Below are 15,506 nucleotides of genomic sequence, written 5' to 3' on the forward strand. Positions count from 1 at the left end.
GCCGATATCGGCGTTTACGGGCAGGCCGCGCAGCGGACGCCAGCGCCTAGCCCTGGAAGCGGGAGTGGCCGAGCATGTCCTCCCACTCCACGATCTTCTTGCGCTCGCGCGGGAAGTTGGCGTCGGCGGCCCCGAGCGCGCGCTCGGCCTCGTCGAGCTTGTACCAGCCTTCCCAGGTGGCGTAGTCCACGCCGCGCTCGCGGAGCAGGTCGAAGATGTCGTCGGCGCCGGTGTGGGTTGGCGCGGCGAGTTTGCCGGCGTCCGCGTCGGCGATGAGCATGTCGGTGGTTTCCTTGGCGTCGGACTTGGTGTTGCCGATCAGGCCCACGGGTCCGCGCTTGATCCAGCCGGTGACGTAGAGCTTGTCCTCCGGCGCGGCGCCTTCCTCGGCGGTGACCAGGACGCGGCCGCCGTCGTTGGGGATGACGTGGCGCTCGAGGTCGAACGGCACGCCCTCGACCGGCTCGGAGCGGTAGCCCACGGCGTGGTAGACCTGCTGGACCGGCCAGTCGGTGAACTTGCCGGTGCCGCGGATGCCGCCGTTGCCGTCGAGTTCCTGGCGCTCGGTGCGGATGCCCACAATCGCGTCACCTTCGGTGAGCACCTCCACCGGCTCCTCGAAGAAGTGGATGTGGATCTTGTGCGGCGCGTCGTCCGGCTCGCGCATGGCGTACTGCTCCAGCACCTGGCAGTTCAGGTCGATGGACTTGTCGGAGCGGCGGACCTGCTCGGACAGTTCGTCGTAGTCGATGTCCTCCGGGTCTACGAGCACCTGGATAGTGTCGGACTCGTCGAGCTCGCGCAGCTCCTTCGGCGTGAACTTCGCCTGGGCGGGGCCGCGGCGGCCGAACATGTGCACGGTTTCGGCCTTGTTGTTCTTCAGGGATTCGTAGACGTTGTCCGGGATTTCGGTGACGGTGAGCTCGTCGCCGGTCTTGGCCAGGATGCGGGAGACGTCGAGGGCGACGTTGCCCACGCCGACGACGGCGACTTCCTTGGCTTCGAGGTTCCAGTTGCGCTCGAAGCGGGGGTTGCCGTCGTAGAAGCCGACGAACTCGCCGGCGCCGATGGACTTGTCGCCGCCCGGGATGAGCAGCTCACGGTCGCGCACGGCGCCGGTGGAGATAACGACGGCGTCGTAGTAGTCGCGCAGGTCGTCGATGGTGATGTCGCGGCCGACGGTGACGTTGGCGATCAGGCGCAGGTTGTCCTTGTCCAGCACGTTGTGCAGGGACTTCACAATGCCTTTGATTCGCGGGTGGTCGGGTGCCACGCCGTAACGGATCAGGCCGAAGGGGGCGGGCATCTGCTCGAAGAGGTCGACGTGGATGTCGTGCTCTTCGTTGCGGATTAGCAGGTCGGAGGCGTAAATGCCGGCTGGGCCGGCTCCAACTACGGCGACGCGCAGGCTCATAAGTTCATAGTCCTTTCGCAAAAGGGTCTGTTGATGTTGGACACTATAGCGTATAGACCGAGTGGTCTTAAACCTATCCGTAATTTCATTCTCGGCACTGGCAAACTCTTTACATTCACTGTGTTAACCGGCACTTTCATCGGTCTGGTTGTCTTAGACCGAGTAGTCCGGCACTATTGGCCAGCAACAGCTCCGGTCCACCCGGATGCGTACAGAGTTGTCTAGTTAGGGAGAGCAGATGAGCGCACCCACGAAGCCCAGGACACGCGCCAAAAAACCGGAGGGGCAGTGGCTTATCGACGGCTCCGCGCCGCTGAACCACGACGAGGAGATCAAGCAGGAGTCCCCGGTCCTGGACGTCAAGCAGCGCGTGATCGACGTCTACTCCAAGGGCGGCTTCGACTCCATCGACCGCGAGGACCTCTACCCGCGCTTCAAGTGGCTCGGCCTGTACACCCAGCGCAAGCAGAACCTGGGCGGCGAGTTCACCGGCGAGGACAACAGCGTGCTGGAAGACAAGTACTTCATGATGCGCATCCGCTTCGACGGCGGCATCTGCTCCACCGCGCAGGCCCGCGCCGTCGGCGAGCTCTCCCGCGACTACGCCCGCTCCACCGTGGATCTCACGGACCGCCAGAATATCCAGTTCCACTGGGTGCGCATCGAGGACGTCCCCGCGATCTGGGAGAAGCTCGAGGCCAACGGTCTGAATACCTGGGACGCCTGCGGCGACGTGCCGCGCGTGATCTTGGGCTCCCCGGTGGCCGGTATCGCCAAGGACGAGATCATCGACGCCACCCCTGCGATCCGCAAGATCCAGCAGATTGTCACCGACGAGGAGTTCCAGAACCTCCCGCGCAAGTTCAAGTCCGCGATCTCCGGCAACGCCCGCCAGGACGTCGTCCACGAGATCAACGACCTCGCCTTCATCGGCATCACACACCCCGAGCTCGGCCCCGGTTTCGAGTGCTATGTCGGCGGCGGCCTGTCCACCAACCCGATGCTCGCGCAGTCGATCGGCGCCTTCGTCACCCTCGAGCAGGTCCCCGACGTGTGGGCGAACGTGGTGCGCATCTTCCGCGACTACGGCTACCGCCGCCTGCGCAACCGCGCGCGCCTGAAGTTCCTGGTCAAGGAGTGGGGCGTGGAGAAGTTCCGCCAGATCCTCGAAGAGGATTACTTGGGCTATGCGCTTGCGGACGGACCAAAGGCCCCCAACAACCTGGTCGACCGCGACCACATCGGCGTGCACGAGCAGAAGGACGGCAACGTCTACATCGGCGTGAAGCCCACGCTGGGCCACATGTCCGGCGAGCAGCTCATTGCGCTCGCGGACCTGGCGGAGAAATACGGCGTGACCGACCTGCGCTTCACTCCGTTTAAGGAGGTGCTGCTGCTCGGGGTCGCACCGGAGGACGTCGAGAAGCTGCAGGCTGATTTGGATGAAATGGGGCTGTACTCGAAGCCCTCCGAGTTCCGCCGCGGCCTGCTTAGCTGCACCGGCTTGGAGTACTGCAAGCTCGCGCACGTGACCACCAAGTCCCGCGCGATTGAGCTGGCGGATGAGCTGGAGGAGCGCTTCGGCGACCTGGATTCCTCGATCACGATCTCGCTCAACGGCTGCCCGAACGCGTGCGCGCGCCACCAGGTCTCCGACATCGGCCTGAAGGGGCAGATGGTGGCCAACGATGCCGGTGAGAAGGTCGAGGGCTTCCAGGTGCACCTCGGCGGCACCATCGGCGAGGGCGCGAACTTCGGCCGCAAGCTGCGCGGGCACAAGGTGCTGTCCACTGAGCTGACGGATTACGTCACGCGCGTGGTGCAGCATTACGTGGACAAGCGCGAGGACGGCGAAACATTCCGTCAATGGGTCGCCCGCGCGGACGAGGACGACCTGCGATGAGCTTTCGCCGGGCCCCGAATCCGAACCGTAATTTCCCCTCGTTTTGCCCCTATTGTGGCGGCGAGGACCTCTGGCCGAACGAGGAGACGGACTTTGCCTGGAAGTGCGGGGAATGCCTGCGCATCTTCGAGGTGAAGTACCACGGCCAGGACGATCCGGACACCCCGCACGCCCCCGCGCCGTCGACGGAGGAGGCGCTGCAGGCCTCCCTGGCACGGCACGGGCACACCGCAGTAGTGAAGGAAGAGAAGCGATGACCAACCTGCTCAACCAGCCGGGAGGAAACTTCCGCGACCCCGAGATCAGCCCGGAGGGGCCGAAGGAGACGGCGGCGTTGCCGGAGGACGTCGCGAGGCAAAACGCCCAGTTAGTCGAGGAGTGGGCACCCAAGCTTTACGACGCATCCGCCGCCGACATCCTCGGCTGGGCCCACGAGCATGCGCCCGGCAAGCTGGTGGTGACACTGTCCATGGAAAACACCGTGCTGGCAGAGCTGGCCGAGCGCCACCTGCCGGAGGCGGACTTCCTCTTCTTGGACACTGAGTACCACTTCCCGGAGACCCTCGAGGTGGGCGACGCGGTAGAGGCCCGCTACCCCTCGCACACGCTCGTGCGCGCGAAGGCGCAGCTTTCCCGCCCGGAGCAGGACAAGGTCTACGGACCGAACCTGTACCTGCGCAACCCCGGCGCGTGCTGCCGCATGCGCAAGGTGGAGCCGCTGGCGGTGCACATGAGCCCGTACGCCGGCTGGATCACCGGCCTGCGCCGCGCCGATGGACCCACCCGCGCCGAAGCGCCCGCGCTGAGCCTGGACAACACCGGCCGGCTGAAGATCTCCCCGCTGGTGACCTGGTCGCTGGAGGACACGGAGGCCTTCGAGGAAGACAACGACCTGATCATCCACCCGCTGACCCGCCAGGGCTACCCCTCCATCGGCTGCGCCACCTGCACCATGCCGGTGGCCGAGGGGGAGGACCCGCGCGCCGGGCGCTGGGCGTTCGCATCCAAGACCGAGTGCGGCCTGCACGAATAAAAGGAGCATGAGAGAAGATGACGCAAGCAACGACAACTGAGCTGTCGCCGCACCTGAAGGACTTGGAAAACGAGTCCATCCACATCATCCGCGAGGTGGCCGGGCAATTCGACAAGATCGGCCTGCTGTTTTCCGGCGGCAAGGACTCGTGCGTGGTGCTCGAGCTGGCGCGCCGGGCCTTCGCACCGGCGGCGATGCCGATTGAGCTGCTGCACGTGGACACCGGGCACAACTTCCCGGAGGTGATCCAGTTCCGCGACGAGCTCGTGGAAAAGCATGGCCTGCGCCTGCGCGTGGCCGAGGTGCAGGACTGGATTGACCGCGGCGACCTGCAGGAACGCCCCGACGGCACCCGAAACCCGCTGCAGACCGTGCCGCTGGTGGAGACCATCGCGGAGGTCGGCTACAACGCAGTGCTTGGCGGCGCGCGCCGCGACGAGGAGCGCGCCCGCGCCAAGGAGCGCGTGTTTTCCGTGCGCGACTCCTTCGGCGGCTGGGACCCGCGCCGCCAGCGCCCGGAGCTGTGGGACCTGTACAACGGCGCGACGCTGCCGGGCGAGAACGTGCGCGTGTTCCCCATCTCCAACTGGACCGAGGCGGACGTGTGGGAGTACATCGGCGCGCGCGGGATCGCTCTGCCGTCGATCTACTTCGCGCACGACCGCGAGGTGTTCGGCCGCGACGGCATGTGGCTGACCCCGGGCGAGTGGGGCGGCCCGCGCGAGGGTGAGCAGCTTGAGACCCGCCGCGTGCGTTACCGCACTGTGGGCGACATGTCCTGCACGGGCGCGGTTGATTCGGACGCGTCCACGATCGACGAGGTGCTCGTCGAGATCGCCAACTCCACCCTGACCGAGCGCGGCGCGACGCGCGCCGACGACCGCCTGAGCGAATCCGCCATGGAAGACCGCAAGAAGGAAGGCTACTTCTGATGACTACTCCCACCTCCGCCGCGGCCGCTTTGGCAGACCGCGAAACGCTGCGCCTGTGCACCGCCGGCTCCGTCGACGACGGCAAGTCCACCTTCGTCGGCCGCCTCCTGCACGACACCAAGTCCGTCCTCGCCGACCAGCTTGCCTCCGTGGAGCGCACCTCCGCCGACCGCGGCTTCGAAGGGCTCGACCTTTCCTTGCTTGTCGACGGGCTTCGCGCCGAACGCGAGCAGGGCATCACCATCGACGTGGCATACCGTTACTTCGCCACCGACAAGCGCACCTTCATCCTCGCCGACACTCCGGGCCACGTGCAGTACACGCGCAACACCGTGACCGGCATGTCCACCTCCCAGGTGGTCGTGCTGCTGGTGGACGCCCGCAACGGCGTGGTGGAGCAGACCATCCGCCACCTCACCGTGGCCAAGCTGCTGGGCGTGCGCACCGTGATCCTGGCGGTGAACAAGATCGACCTGGTCGGCTACTCGGAAGAGACCTTCAACGAGATCAAGGCCGACTTCGACGCCAAGGCCGCCGAGCTGGGCATCGAGGACCCGCACGTGGTTCCGATCTCCGCGCTCAAGGGCGACAACGTTGCGGAGCTGTCCGCGGAGACCCCGTGGTACACCGGTCCGACAGTGCTGGAGCTGCTGGAGACCATCCCGGTCCACCACGGCCGCGCCGACGACCTGGACTTCCGCTTCAACATCCAGTACGTGCTGCGCGAGCACGCCAGCGACTACCGCGCCTACGCCGGCCGCGTCAATGCCGGTTCCGTTGCCGTCGGCGACGAGATCCTCGCCCCCTACGGCCGGAAAACCACCGTGGCCGGCATCGACTCCACCGACGGCCCGGTGGACACCGCCCACGCCGGCGACTCGGTCGCCCTGCGTTTGGCGGACGAGATCGACCTGACCCGCGGCGACCTTCTGGCCTCGCAATCTCGACCGGAGGACGTGCGCGAGTTCGCCGCCACCGTCGTGGGGCTCACCGAAAAGGAGCTGCGCGCCGGGCAGGCCGTCAAGCTGCGCATCGGCACCGCGTTCGTGCGCGCCCGCGTGGCCAGCGTGGACCGCGTCCTGGACATTGACGGCGCCGCGGGCGACAACACCTCGCCCGAGGCCGTCGCGCTCAACGAAATCGCGCACGTGACCATCCAGACCGCCGACGAGCTGCCGGTCGAGCCCTACGCCGCCCGCGGCGCGGTGGGCAACTTCCTGCTCGTGGACCAGTCTTCCGGCAACACGCTGGCCGCGGGCCTCGTCGGAAAGCGCCTGCGCTAGGAGCACCACCATGACCGCGCTGATCACCCTCTCCCACGGCTCGCGCCACCCGCGCGCCAAAGAGGGCATCCGCGCGCTCACGCAGGCAGCGGCGGAAAAACTGGGCGTGGAGTGGGCCGATGCTCACCTCGACTTCGACCGCCCCACCCTCGCCGAGGCGGCCGCCGCGCTGTCTTCACCGCGCGCCATCGTCGTTCCGCTGCTGTTCACCCGCGCGTTCCACGCGAAGGTGGACGTGCCGGCGCACCTGGCCGAGGCGCGCCGCCACTGCGACCTCACCCTCGCCGAGCCACTGGGCACCGGCGCCGACATCGCAGCCGTCCTGCACGAGCGCTTGCTTATCGACGCACCTTCGGCCCCCCACGCCACCCTTTTCCCCGTCGGCACATCGGACCCCGAGCAGGCGGCAAACTACACCCGCCTGGCGGATGACCTGGCACGTTTGGCCGGGATTGAGGTGTCGGTGGTGCAGGCGACGAGGGGCGACCGGGGGTTCGTCGATAAGCACACGCATGTGCTGCCGCTGTTTGTCACCCACGGAACACTTCTGGACCGGATCCCGGAGCACCTGTCGGCCTCCGGGCCGTTAACCACAGACCTCGCGGACGTTGTTGCCAACCGGTACCGCGCCGCCGAAAAGGACGCCTGAAATGTACAAGATTGAGACGCTGCTGCTCATCGCCGTGGCCGGCCTGGCCGCCCAACTTGTCGACGGCGGCCTCGGCATGGGCTTCGGCGCCACCTCATCCACCATGCTCATCGCGCTGGCAGGCCTCACCCCGGCGGCCGCGTCCGCCGTCGTGCACACCGCCGAGCTGGGCACAACGCTGGCCTCCGGCGTGGCGCACACCCGCTTCGGCAACGTGGACTGGCGCACCGCGTTCGCCATCGGCATCCCCGGCGCAATCGGCGCATTCCTCGGTGCGACCGTGTTGGTGCGCCTGTCCACTGAAGCGGCGCGGCCGGTGATGTCGCTGATCCTGGCGCTGATCGGGCTGAACCTCATGCTGCGCTTCGCCCGCGGGCTGACCCAGCGCAAGCTGGCAGAGAAGCCGCACTCGCGCGGGTTCTTGGCCGGGCTGGGCCTGTTCGGCGGGTTCGTGGACGCCACCGGCGGCGGGGGATGGGGGCCCGTGACCACCTCGACGCTGCTGTCCGCCGGACGTGCCGAGCCGCGCCGCATCGTCGGCACCGTCAACACCGCAGAGTTCCTGGTCACCCTGGCGGCCACCCTGGGGTTTGCGGTGGGGATGTGGAACGACCTGATGGCCAACCTCGCCGGTGTGCTCGCGCTGCTGCTGGGCGGGGTGGTGGCAGCACCGATCGGCGCATGGGTGGTCACCCGCATGAACCCCATCGCCCTCGGCGGGGTGGTGGGCACCCTGATCGTGTTCTTGAACCTGCCGGTGGTGTTGAAATTCCTCGGCATGGACTCCGGCCTGTGGGTCGTGCGCGTTGCGGTCCTGATCCTCGGCGCGGCGCTGTCTGTGCGCGGCGTGCTCAAGGCGCGCGAGAATTCCAAGGCGGCGGGGGAGCGCGAGGGCGCGACGGTGGTCGACCCGGAGCCTGCCCGCCTACGATAAATAACCATGTCTGACTTGCTTATCGTCGCAGCCATGAAGGAAGAGGCCGCGGACATCATGTCCGGCGGCGACCACGAGGTGCTCATCACCGGCATTGGCACCCTGCCCGCCGCGATCGCGCTGACCCGCCGCTTGTCTTCCAGGCCGTTGCCGTCGCGCGTGATCAACGTCGGCACCGCCGGCGCGCTGGTGGACTTGGAGCCTGGCGTCTACGAAGTTTCCGACGCCGTCAAGCACGACTTCAAAGTCGGCGGCACCTCCGAGATCACCGACTTTGTCTACCCGCGCTGGTTCTCCTTCGACCCGCTTACCGAGCTGCCCAAGGCCAAGCTCGCCACCGGCGACGCATTTGTGAACCGCTCCGACCTGCGCGATGAGCTCGCCCGCGAGTGCCAGCTCGTGGACATGGAGGGCTACGCACTGGCCGCGGTGTGCTCCACGTTCGGCGTGCCGCTGACCCTGCTCAAGCAGGTCTCCGATTCTGCCGACGAGTCCGCCTCCGAGGTATGGGAGGCCGCACTCGAGCGCGCCCGCGTCGAGCTGGAGCAGGCGCTGCGCGACCACCTGCGGTAATCCGCGCGGCTCCCGGGGGCCGCTCCCTGCGACCGCTCCTGCGTCCCGCCCCCTCAGTTTGCGAATCTGCTAGTTGTCCCGCACACCCAACTAGCAGATCAAGTGTCCAACTTTCTGTTGTTCCAGGTGATGTTGGAAGTGGGTGTCAGTAAGAAGCTCATCTGCTAGGAGCGTTTCTGGACAACTAGCAGATCAGCCCGCAGGCGATGCGGAGGCACCACAAGCCCAGAGAACGAAACCCCTATTAAGCGCGAAAATGGCGCTTAATAGGGGTTTCGTACTGGGGGTCTGGTGGAGGGAGCAGAGCCCTACTTCGCAAACTCCTCCACGATCGTGGCGTTGAACGCCGGCAGGTCGTCCGGGGTGCGCGAGGAGATGAAGCCGGAGTCGACCACAACTTCCTCGTCGACCCAGTTGGCACCGGCGTTGGCCAGGTCGGTCTTGACGTTGGCCACGGAGGTGAGCTTGACGCCCTTGAGCACGTCGGCGTCGGCGAGGATCCAGCCGCCGTGGCAGATCACACCGATCGGCTTGCCGGCATCCTTGAACGCCTTGACCAGCGCAACGGCGTCGGCGTCGGTGCGGATGGTGTCGGCGTTAATGGTGCCGCCAGGCAGGATAAGCGCGTCGAACTCGTCGACGGAGGCGTCGGCCGTCTTGGCGTCGACAGCTACCTTTGCGCCCTTCTTGCCCTCGATCTCACCGGTCTCGGTGGAGATGACCTTGGTGGCCGCACCGGCGGTCTCTACGGCCTCCTTCGGGGAGGTCAGCTCCGAATCCTCGAAGCCGTCGGTGGCGATGATCGCGATGTTCTTGCCGTTGAGGTCGGCCATTGTCTACGTCCTTTCGTCGATGAGTAAGTACGGCGCCCACCGTACCTATTCTTCGTTTTCGATGGCGTGGGTGCGGCCCGGGACGTCGGGCTCTTCCTTAGCCTCGCCCAGGGGCACGCGGGTGGAACCGAGGCCTTCCTTGACGGGGACCTTGGTGTTGGACTTGTCGCGTTTTGCCATGCTCATCATGTGGTCGCGCACGGCGAGGAAGGACGTCTTCGAGTCCATGGTCTGCGTCTGTTGTGTGGCCATGGCTATCTCGTCGGCCGTGATTTCACCGGAACGCAGCGAGACCATCTCGGCCCAGTAGCGCAGCCACACCGCGGCGACGGCGGCGACCGGCACGGCGAGGAATGCGCCGACGATGCCGAACAGGGTGCCGCCCACCGCAACAGCGAGCAGGACCACCGCGGCGTGCAGGCCCATGGCCTGGGACTGCAGGATCGGGGAGAGGACGTTGCCCTCGAGCTGCTGCACGGCGATGATGAGGATGAGCACGAACACAGCGTTCATGAACCCGTTGGACACCAGCGCGATGATCACGGCCAGCGCACCTGCGGAGATCGCACCGACGATGGGGATGAAGCCGGCGAAGAAGGTCACCACAGCCAGCACGGGCCACAGCGGAACGCCGAGGAAGAGCAGGCCGAGGCCGATGAAGATCGCGTCCACCATGGACACGATGGCCTGGGTGCGGATGAAGCCGGACAGGGTGTTCCAGGAGCGCATGCACACCTCGGTGAGGTGCCAGCCGGCGCGCACGCCGGTGTACTTGCGTACCCAGGGCAGGAAGCGGTCGCCGTCTTTGAGGAAGAAGAACAGCAGCACGAACGTCAATGCGAGCGTCGTGCCTATCGACGTAATCGCGCCGATGCCGGAGAACACCCCGGAGGCGATGTTCGACGCCTGGCCCTTCACAAACGCGGTGGCCTGATCCACCGTCTGCTGGATGCGTTCCGGCTCGAGGAAGGTGAAGTTCTGTTCTTTCAGCCAGGCGATGATCTGGTTGATGCCCTGTTCCGCCTGGTGGCCGAGCTCGGTGCCCTGCGATTTCACGGTCGGCGCCATCGCGGCGATGATGCCGCCGAGGATGCCGAAGGTGCCGATCAAGGTGATGAACACGGCGAGGGCCGCAGGCACCTTGTGGTTTCGCATCCAGCGCACCGGCGGCCACAGCACGGTGGCCAGGATCAGGGCGAGCAGGATGGGAAGTAGACCCATCCAGACCCATTTGAGCAGGTAGAGCAGGATCGCGGTGGCGGCGACGATGATGATGAAGCGCAGCGCCCAGGCGGCGGCGGTGCGGCCGTCGGAGGCGATGATGTCGCCGCGGTCCACAGGTTCCTTGGAGAGTTCCTGGGCCGCGTCTGCCGGGGTGGGCAGCATGCGGACATCGTCGACGGCGGTGTCGAGCGCGCCGACGTAGTCGTTGTTTTCGTGTTTAGTCACGCGCTCATTGTGCCAGAGATGCTGGTTGATGCATATGTCGTGGGAGACGGAGGGGCGTCGCAAGGCAAAATGCTCTAGACCACAAGCAGAGATGAGTGTAGCGTGGGCCACAACCTGATCCTGATGTCAGAAAGGCCTAGACATGACCGTTTACCCGAACCCTGGAACTGAAGGCTCGAACGTCAAGTACCGCGAGCGCTACGACAACTACATCGGCGGCGACTGGGTCGCCCCGGTGGACGGCGAGTACTTCGACAACATCACCCCCGTCACCGGCGAAGTGTTCTGCCAGGTCGCGCGTGGCAAGGAAGCCGACATCAACCTCGCTCTCGACGCCGCGCATAAGGCCGCGCCCGCCTGGGGCAAGACCTCTCCGGCGGAGCGCGCGATGGTGCTGTTGAAGATCGCGGACCGGATGGAAGAGCACCTCGAAGAGATCGCGGTGGCTGAGACCTGGGAAAATGGCAAAGCTGTGCGCGAGACGCTCGCCGCCGACATCCCGCTGGCCATCGACCACTTCCGCTACTACGCGGGTGCGCTGCGCGCGCAGGAGGGGCGCCTGAGCCAGATCGACGAAGACACCGTCGCCTACCACTTCAACGAGCCGCTTGGCGTGGTCGGCCAGATCATTCCGTGGAACTTCCCGCTGCTCATGGCCGCGTGGAAGCTCGCCCCGGCGCTGGCTGCGGGCAACGCGATCGTGCTCAAACCGGCGGAGCAGACTCCGGCGTCGATCCTGTACCTGATGGATCTCGTCGGTGATCTCATTCCCGCGGGCGTGCTCAACATTGTCAACGGCATGGGCGACGAGGCGGGTGCTGCGCTGTCGGGCTCCGACCGCATCGCCAAGATCGCGTTCACCGGCTCCACCGAGGTGGGCAAGATCATCAACAAGGCTGCTGCGGACAAGATCATTCCGGTCACCCTCGAGCTCGGCGGCAAGTCCCCGGCGCTGTTCTTCGAGGACATCTTTGAAAAGGACGACGACTTCAAGAAGAAGGCCGTCGAGGGCTTCGCCATGTTCGCGCTGAACCAGGGTGAGGTGTGCACCTGTCCGTCGCGTGCGCTGGTGCACGAGTCCATCGCGGACGAGTTCCTGGAGCTGGGCGTGCAGCGCGTCAAGCAGATCAAGACCGGTAATCCGCTGGACACCGAGACCATGATGGGTGCGCAGGCCTCCACCGAGCAGATGAACAAGATTCAGTCCTACCTGGAGCTCGGCCCGCAGGAGGGTGCTGAGGTGCTCACCGGCGGCGGCGTGAACAAGATCGACGGCCTGGAAAACGGCCTCTACATCGAGCCGACCGTGTTCAAGGGCACCAACGACATGCGCATCTTCCAGGAGGAGATTTTCGGTCCGGTGATGTCCGTGACCACCTTCAAGGATTTTGACGAGGCCATCTCCATCGCCAACGACACCATCTACGGTCTGGGCGCGGGTGTGTGGGCGCGCTCCGGCACCACGGCTTACAAGGCGGGCCGCGCCATTCAGGCTGGTCGCGTGTGGGTGAACCAGTACCACACCTACCCGGCCCACGCGGCGTTCGGCGGCTACAAGCAGTCCGGCATCGGCCGCGAGACGCACCTGATGATGCTGGACCACTACCAGCAGACCAAGAACCTCCTGGTGTCCTACTCGGAGCAGGAGACGGGCCTGTTCTAAGCAGTTGCTTGTCGACGATTGCGCCTCCGGTTGCCCTCGCAACCGGAGGTTTTTCTTCGCGTTGAACTGCAGAAACAAAGAAAGTTGCGTCGAGTGGGAACAACTTTGCCGCACGTGCCGTTGTTACCTATGAGTGCGACAGACTCAAGAACGTCGCCGCCGGTGTTATAGTGGTGGCCGTCAAGTTGAGTCGAAGCACATCAACTTACTGATAAACCACTTCTCAACAGGAGGAATAACTCTTATGGCACGTGCAGTTGGTATTGACCTTGGCACCACGAACTCGGTCGTCTCCGTCCTCGAGGGCGGCGAGCCGGTTGTGATCGCTAACGCGGAGGGCTCCCGCACCACCCCGTCTGTCGTCGCTTTCGCGAAGAACGGCGAGGTCCTGGTTGGCCAGTCCGCGAAGAACCAGGCGGTGACCAACGTCGACCGCACCATCCGCTCCGTCAAGCGCCACATGGGCGAGGACTGGACCGTGGAGATCGACGACAAGAAGTACACCCCGCAGGAGATCTCCGCCCGCACCCTGCAGAAGCTGAAGCGCGACGCTGAGGCGTACCTCGGTGAGGAAGTCACCGAGGCTGTTATTACCGTCCCTGCGTACTTCGAGGACGCTCAGCGTCAGGCCACCAAGGAGGCCGGCCAGATCGCGGGCCTCGATGTGCTTCGTATTGTGAACGAGCCGACCGCGGCTGCCCTGGCGTACGGCCTGGACAAGAACGAGAAGGAAGAGACCATCCTGGTCTTCGACCTTGGCGGCGGCACCTTCGACGTGTCCCTGCTCGAGATCGGCGACGGCGTCGTCGAGGTGCTGGCCACCGCCGGCGACAACGAGCTCGGCGGCGACGACTGGGATAACCGCATCGTCGAGTGGCTCGTGGACAAGTTCAAGTCCCAGAACGGCGTCGACCTGTCCAAGGACAAGATGGCTATGCAGCGTCTGCGCGAGGCTGCGGAGAAGGCCAAGATTGAGCTGTCTTCCGCGCAGCAGGCCTCCATCAACCTGCCGTACATCACCGTTGACTCCGAGAAGAACCCGCTGTTCCTGGATGAGACGCTGACCCGCACCGAGTTCCAGAAGATCACCTCCGACCTGCTGGACCGCACCAAGAGCCCGTTCAACCAGGTGGTCAAGGACGCTGGCATGTCCGTCGGCGACATCGACCACGTGGTCCTGGTCGGCGGCTCCACCCGTATGCCGGCCGTGTCCGAGCTGGTCAAGGAGCTGACCGGCAAGGAGCCGAACAAGTCCGTCAACCCGGACGAGGTTGTTGCGCTGGGTGCTGCTCTGCAGGCTGGTGTGCTGCGCGGCGACGTCAAGGACGTGCTGCTTCTCGACGTCACTCCGCTTTCCCTCGGTATCGAGACCAAGGGTGGCGTGATGACCAAGCTCATCGAGCGCAACACCACCATCCCGACGAAGCGTTCGGAGACCTTCACCACGGCTGAGGACAACCAGCCGTCCGTGCAGATCCAGGTCTTCCAGGGTGAGCGCGAGATCGCGTCCGCGAACAAGCTGCTCGGCTCCTTCGAGCTGGCAGGCATCGCACCGGCTCCGCGCGGTGTGCCGCAGATCGAGGTCACCTTCGACATCGACGCCAACGGCATCGTGTCCGTGTCCGCGAAGGACAAGGCCACCGGCAAGGAGAACACGATCAAGATCCAGGACGGCTCCGGTCTGTCCGACGAAGAGATCGATCGCATGATCAAGGACGCCGAGGCTCACGCCGACGAGGACAGGAAGCGCCGCGAGGAGCAGGAGACCCGCAACAACGCGGAGACCATGGCCTACCAGACCCGCAAGTTCATGGATGAAAACGGCGAGAAGCTGCCGGAGGACATCAAGGGCCGCGTGACCGAGGCTGCTGACGCTGTGGACGAGGCGCTCAAGGGCGAGGACCTGGATGCCATCAAGTCCGCCGTGGAGAAGCTCAACACCGAGTCCCAGGCAATGGGCACCGCGCTCTATGAGGCTCAGGCGAACGAGGGCGCAACCCAGGCTGACGCCGCCGCAGGCGACGACAACGTGGTCGACGCCGAGGTTGTCGAGGACGACGACGCAACCGATTCCGACAACAAGTAAGGAGGCGACGTCTGATGACGAATCCGCAGAACGAGCAGATGCCGGACAACCCGGGCGCTCCGGAGGCCACGGACCCCGAGTACGTGTCCCCCGACCAGGCGGAAACGCTCGCCGACGAGGCCGCTGAGTCCGAGGCGCTTGCCACGGACGAAGACCCCCTCTTAGCCGCGGACGCCGAGCTCGAGGACGCCGCGAAGATCGCGGAGAACGAGATCGACCCGGACGCGGACGGCGACGGCGCAGTCAGCGACATCGAGCTGCAGCTAGCGGAGCGCACCGAGTCGCTCCAGCGAGTCAGCGCGGAGTACGCGAACTACCGCCGCCGCACCGAGCGTGAGCGCGGCGAGCTGGCCAACACCGCGAAGGCGAAGTTTGCCACCCAGCTGCTGCCGCTTCTGGACGACTTGGATCTGGCCGAGCAGCACGGCGACTTGGAGCAGGGCCCACTGAAGGCTTTCGCCGACAAGTTCCGCACGATCGTTGCCGGCCAGGGCATCAAGGAGTTCGGTGCCGAGGGCGACGCGTTCAACCCGGAGATCCACGAGGCAGTGCAGGACCTGTCCCAGGGCGACACCAAGGCCGTGGGCACGGTGCTGCGCAAGGGCTACATGATCGGGGACCGCCTGGTGCGAAACGCCATGGTGATCATTGCGGATCCTGCCGATCCCGCCGAGTCGGCCGGCGAGCCAGACGCCGACACCGCCGAGTAGATACCACGCTCGGATGTCAGGGCCGGGGAATGAGGTAGCGCGGA

At 65.7% G+C, this 15,506-nt stretch carries 14 protein-coding genes; 11 read left to right on the top strand and 3 right to left on the bottom strand.

All coding sequences use genetic code 11. The annotated features are described in order from the left end of the window. Positions 1 to 46: 46 nt before the first annotated feature. A complete protein-coding gene (locus tag HMPREF2791_RS03690; RefSeq protein ID WP_070844417.1) occupies positions 47 to 1,414 on the bottom strand; it encodes an FAD-dependent oxidoreductase in 1,368 nt (455 codons plus the stop codon). Between the two features lie 238 nt (positions 1,415 to 1,652). On the opposite strand from HMPREF2791_RS03690, the gene HMPREF2791_RS03695 reads away from it, so the two are divergent. From HMPREF2791_RS03695 to HMPREF2791_RS03730, 8 genes are read left to right on the top strand one after another with little or no spacing between them, the layout of a single operon-like run. Next, on the top strand, positions 1,653 to 3,317 hold the full coding sequence (locus HMPREF2791_RS03695; RefSeq protein ID WP_070844419.1) for a nitrite/sulfite reductase: 1,665 nt from the start codon (positions 1,653 to 1,655) through the stop codon (positions 3,315 to 3,317). Continuing rightward, a complete protein-coding gene (locus tag HMPREF2791_RS03700) occupies positions 3,314 to 3,574 on the top strand; it encodes a hypothetical protein (RefSeq protein ID WP_070472049.1) in 261 nt (86 codons plus the stop codon). The genes HMPREF2791_RS03695 and HMPREF2791_RS03700 overlap by 4 nt, the downstream gene beginning before the upstream one ends. Then, the gene (locus tag HMPREF2791_RS03705) at positions 3,571 to 4,350 is read left to right on the top strand and encodes a phosphoadenylyl-sulfate reductase (protein ID WP_070844421.1); all 780 of its coding nucleotides are present in this window, start codon (positions 3,571 to 3,573) and stop codon (positions 4,348 to 4,350) included. The genes HMPREF2791_RS03700 and HMPREF2791_RS03705 overlap by 4 nt, the downstream gene beginning before the upstream one ends. Positions 4,351 to 4,367: 17 nt before the next feature. Then, on the top strand, positions 4,368 to 5,282 hold the full coding sequence (gene cysD / locus HMPREF2791_RS03710) for a sulfate adenylyltransferase subunit CysD (protein WP_070472052.1): 915 nt from the start codon (positions 4,368 to 4,370) through the stop codon (positions 5,280 to 5,282). Next, positions 5,282 to 6,565, top strand: coding sequence for a sulfate adenylyltransferase subunit 1 (locus HMPREF2791_RS03715; protein WP_070844423.1), 1,284 nt, complete (start codon positions 5,282 to 5,284; stop codon positions 6,563 to 6,565). The genes cysD and HMPREF2791_RS03715 overlap by 1 nt, the downstream gene beginning before the upstream one ends. 10 nt (positions 6,566 to 6,575) lie before the next feature. Beyond that, positions 6,576 to 7,214: a sirohydrochlorin chelatase gene (locus tag HMPREF2791_RS03720; protein ID WP_070844424.1), complete on the top strand. Its 639-nt coding sequence runs from the start codon at positions 6,576 to 6,578 to the stop codon at positions 7,212 to 7,214. A gap of 10 nt (positions 7,215 to 7,224) precedes the next feature. Then, positions 7,225 to 8,148 carry a sulfite exporter TauE/SafE family protein gene (locus tag HMPREF2791_RS03725; protein ID WP_083290092.1) on the top strand — a complete coding sequence of 308 codons (924 nt, stop codon included), beginning with the start codon at positions 7,225 to 7,227 and terminating at the stop codon, positions 8,146 to 8,148. Between the two features lie 6 nt (positions 8,149 to 8,154). After that, positions 8,155 to 8,721: a nucleosidase gene (locus HMPREF2791_RS03730; RefSeq protein WP_070472060.1), complete on the top strand. Its 567-nt coding sequence runs from the start codon at positions 8,155 to 8,157 to the stop codon at positions 8,719 to 8,721. 308 nt (positions 8,722 to 9,029) lie between these two features. Here the strand turns inward: HMPREF2791_RS03730 and HMPREF2791_RS03735 are convergent, their stop codons facing one another. Next, positions 9,030 to 9,554 carry a type 1 glutamine amidotransferase domain-containing protein gene (locus tag HMPREF2791_RS03735; RefSeq protein WP_070472062.1) on the bottom strand — a complete coding sequence of 175 codons (525 nt, stop codon included), beginning with the start codon at positions 9,552 to 9,554 and terminating at the stop codon, positions 9,030 to 9,032. A 45-nt stretch (positions 9,555 to 9,599) separates the two neighbouring features. Beyond that, a complete protein-coding gene (locus tag HMPREF2791_RS03740; RefSeq protein ID WP_070844426.1) occupies positions 9,600 to 11,003 on the bottom strand; it encodes an AI-2E family transporter in 1,404 nt (467 codons plus the stop codon). A gap of 142 nt (positions 11,004 to 11,145) precedes the next feature. On the opposite strand from HMPREF2791_RS03740, the gene HMPREF2791_RS03745 reads away from it, so the two are divergent. The 3 genes from HMPREF2791_RS03745 to grpE all read left to right on the top strand — a co-directional run bounded on the left by HMPREF2791_RS03745 (position 11,146) and on the right by grpE (position 15,462). Further along, on the top strand, positions 11,146 to 12,666 hold the full coding sequence (locus HMPREF2791_RS03745) for an acetaldehyde dehydrogenase ExaC (protein WP_070472066.1): 1,521 nt from the start codon (positions 11,146 to 11,148) through the stop codon (positions 12,664 to 12,666). Positions 12,667 to 12,910: 244 nt separating this feature from the next. Continuing rightward, complete coding sequence (gene dnaK / locus HMPREF2791_RS03750; protein ID WP_070472068.1) at positions 12,911 to 14,752, top strand: molecular chaperone DnaK; 1,842 nt, start codon at positions 12,911 to 12,913, stop codon at positions 14,750 to 14,752. A gap of 14 nt (positions 14,753 to 14,766) precedes the next feature. Beyond that, positions 14,767 to 15,462: a nucleotide exchange factor GrpE gene (gene grpE / locus HMPREF2791_RS03755; protein ID WP_070472070.1), complete on the top strand. Its 696-nt coding sequence runs from the start codon at positions 14,767 to 14,769 to the stop codon at positions 15,460 to 15,462. The last annotated feature ends 44 nt before the right edge of the window (positions 15,463 to 15,506 follow it).

The organism is Corynebacterium sp. HMSC034A01, from assembly GCF_001838175.1.
Lineage (GTDB): Bacteria > Actinomycetota > Actinomycetes > Mycobacteriales > Mycobacteriaceae > Corynebacterium.

What these genes read in the sequence shown, in the direction of transcription:
- HMPREF2791_RS03690 (WP_070844417.1), bottom strand. Translation starts at nt 1,414, where the DNA reads ATGAGCCTGCGCGTCGCCGTAGTTGGAGCCGGCCCAGCCGGCATTTAC.
- HMPREF2791_RS03695 (WP_070844419.1), top strand. Translation starts at nt 1,653, where the DNA reads ATGAGCGCACCCACGAAGCCCAGGACACGCGCCAAAAAACCGGAGGGG.
- HMPREF2791_RS03700 (WP_070472049.1), top strand. Translation starts at nt 3,314, where the DNA reads ATGAGCTTTCGCCGGGCCCCGAATCCGAACCGTAATTTCCCCTCGTTT.
- HMPREF2791_RS03705 (WP_070844421.1), top strand. Translation starts at nt 3,571, where the DNA reads ATGACCAACCTGCTCAACCAGCCGGGAGGAAACTTCCGCGACCCCGAG.
- cysD (WP_070472052.1), top strand. Translation starts at nt 4,368, where the DNA reads ATGACGCAAGCAACGACAACTGAGCTGTCGCCGCACCTGAAGGACTTG.
- HMPREF2791_RS03715 (WP_070844423.1), top strand. Translation starts at nt 5,282, where the DNA reads ATGACTACTCCCACCTCCGCCGCGGCCGCTTTGGCAGACCGCGAAACG.
- HMPREF2791_RS03720 (WP_070844424.1), top strand. Translation starts at nt 6,576, where the DNA reads ATGACCGCGCTGATCACCCTCTCCCACGGCTCGCGCCACCCGCGCGCC.
- HMPREF2791_RS03730 (WP_070472060.1), top strand. Translation starts at nt 8,155, where the DNA reads ATGTCTGACTTGCTTATCGTCGCAGCCATGAAGGAAGAGGCCGCGGAC.
- HMPREF2791_RS03735 (WP_070472062.1), bottom strand. Translation starts at nt 9,554, where the DNA reads ATGGCCGACCTCAACGGCAAGAACATCGCGATCATCGCCACCGACGGC.
- HMPREF2791_RS03745 (WP_070472066.1), top strand. Translation starts at nt 11,146, where the DNA reads ATGACCGTTTACCCGAACCCTGGAACTGAAGGCTCGAACGTCAAGTAC.
- dnaK (WP_070472068.1), top strand. Translation starts at nt 12,911, where the DNA reads ATGGCACGTGCAGTTGGTATTGACCTTGGCACCACGAACTCGGTCGTC.
- grpE (WP_070472070.1), top strand. Translation starts at nt 14,767, where the DNA reads ATGACGAATCCGCAGAACGAGCAGATGCCGGACAACCCGGGCGCTCCG.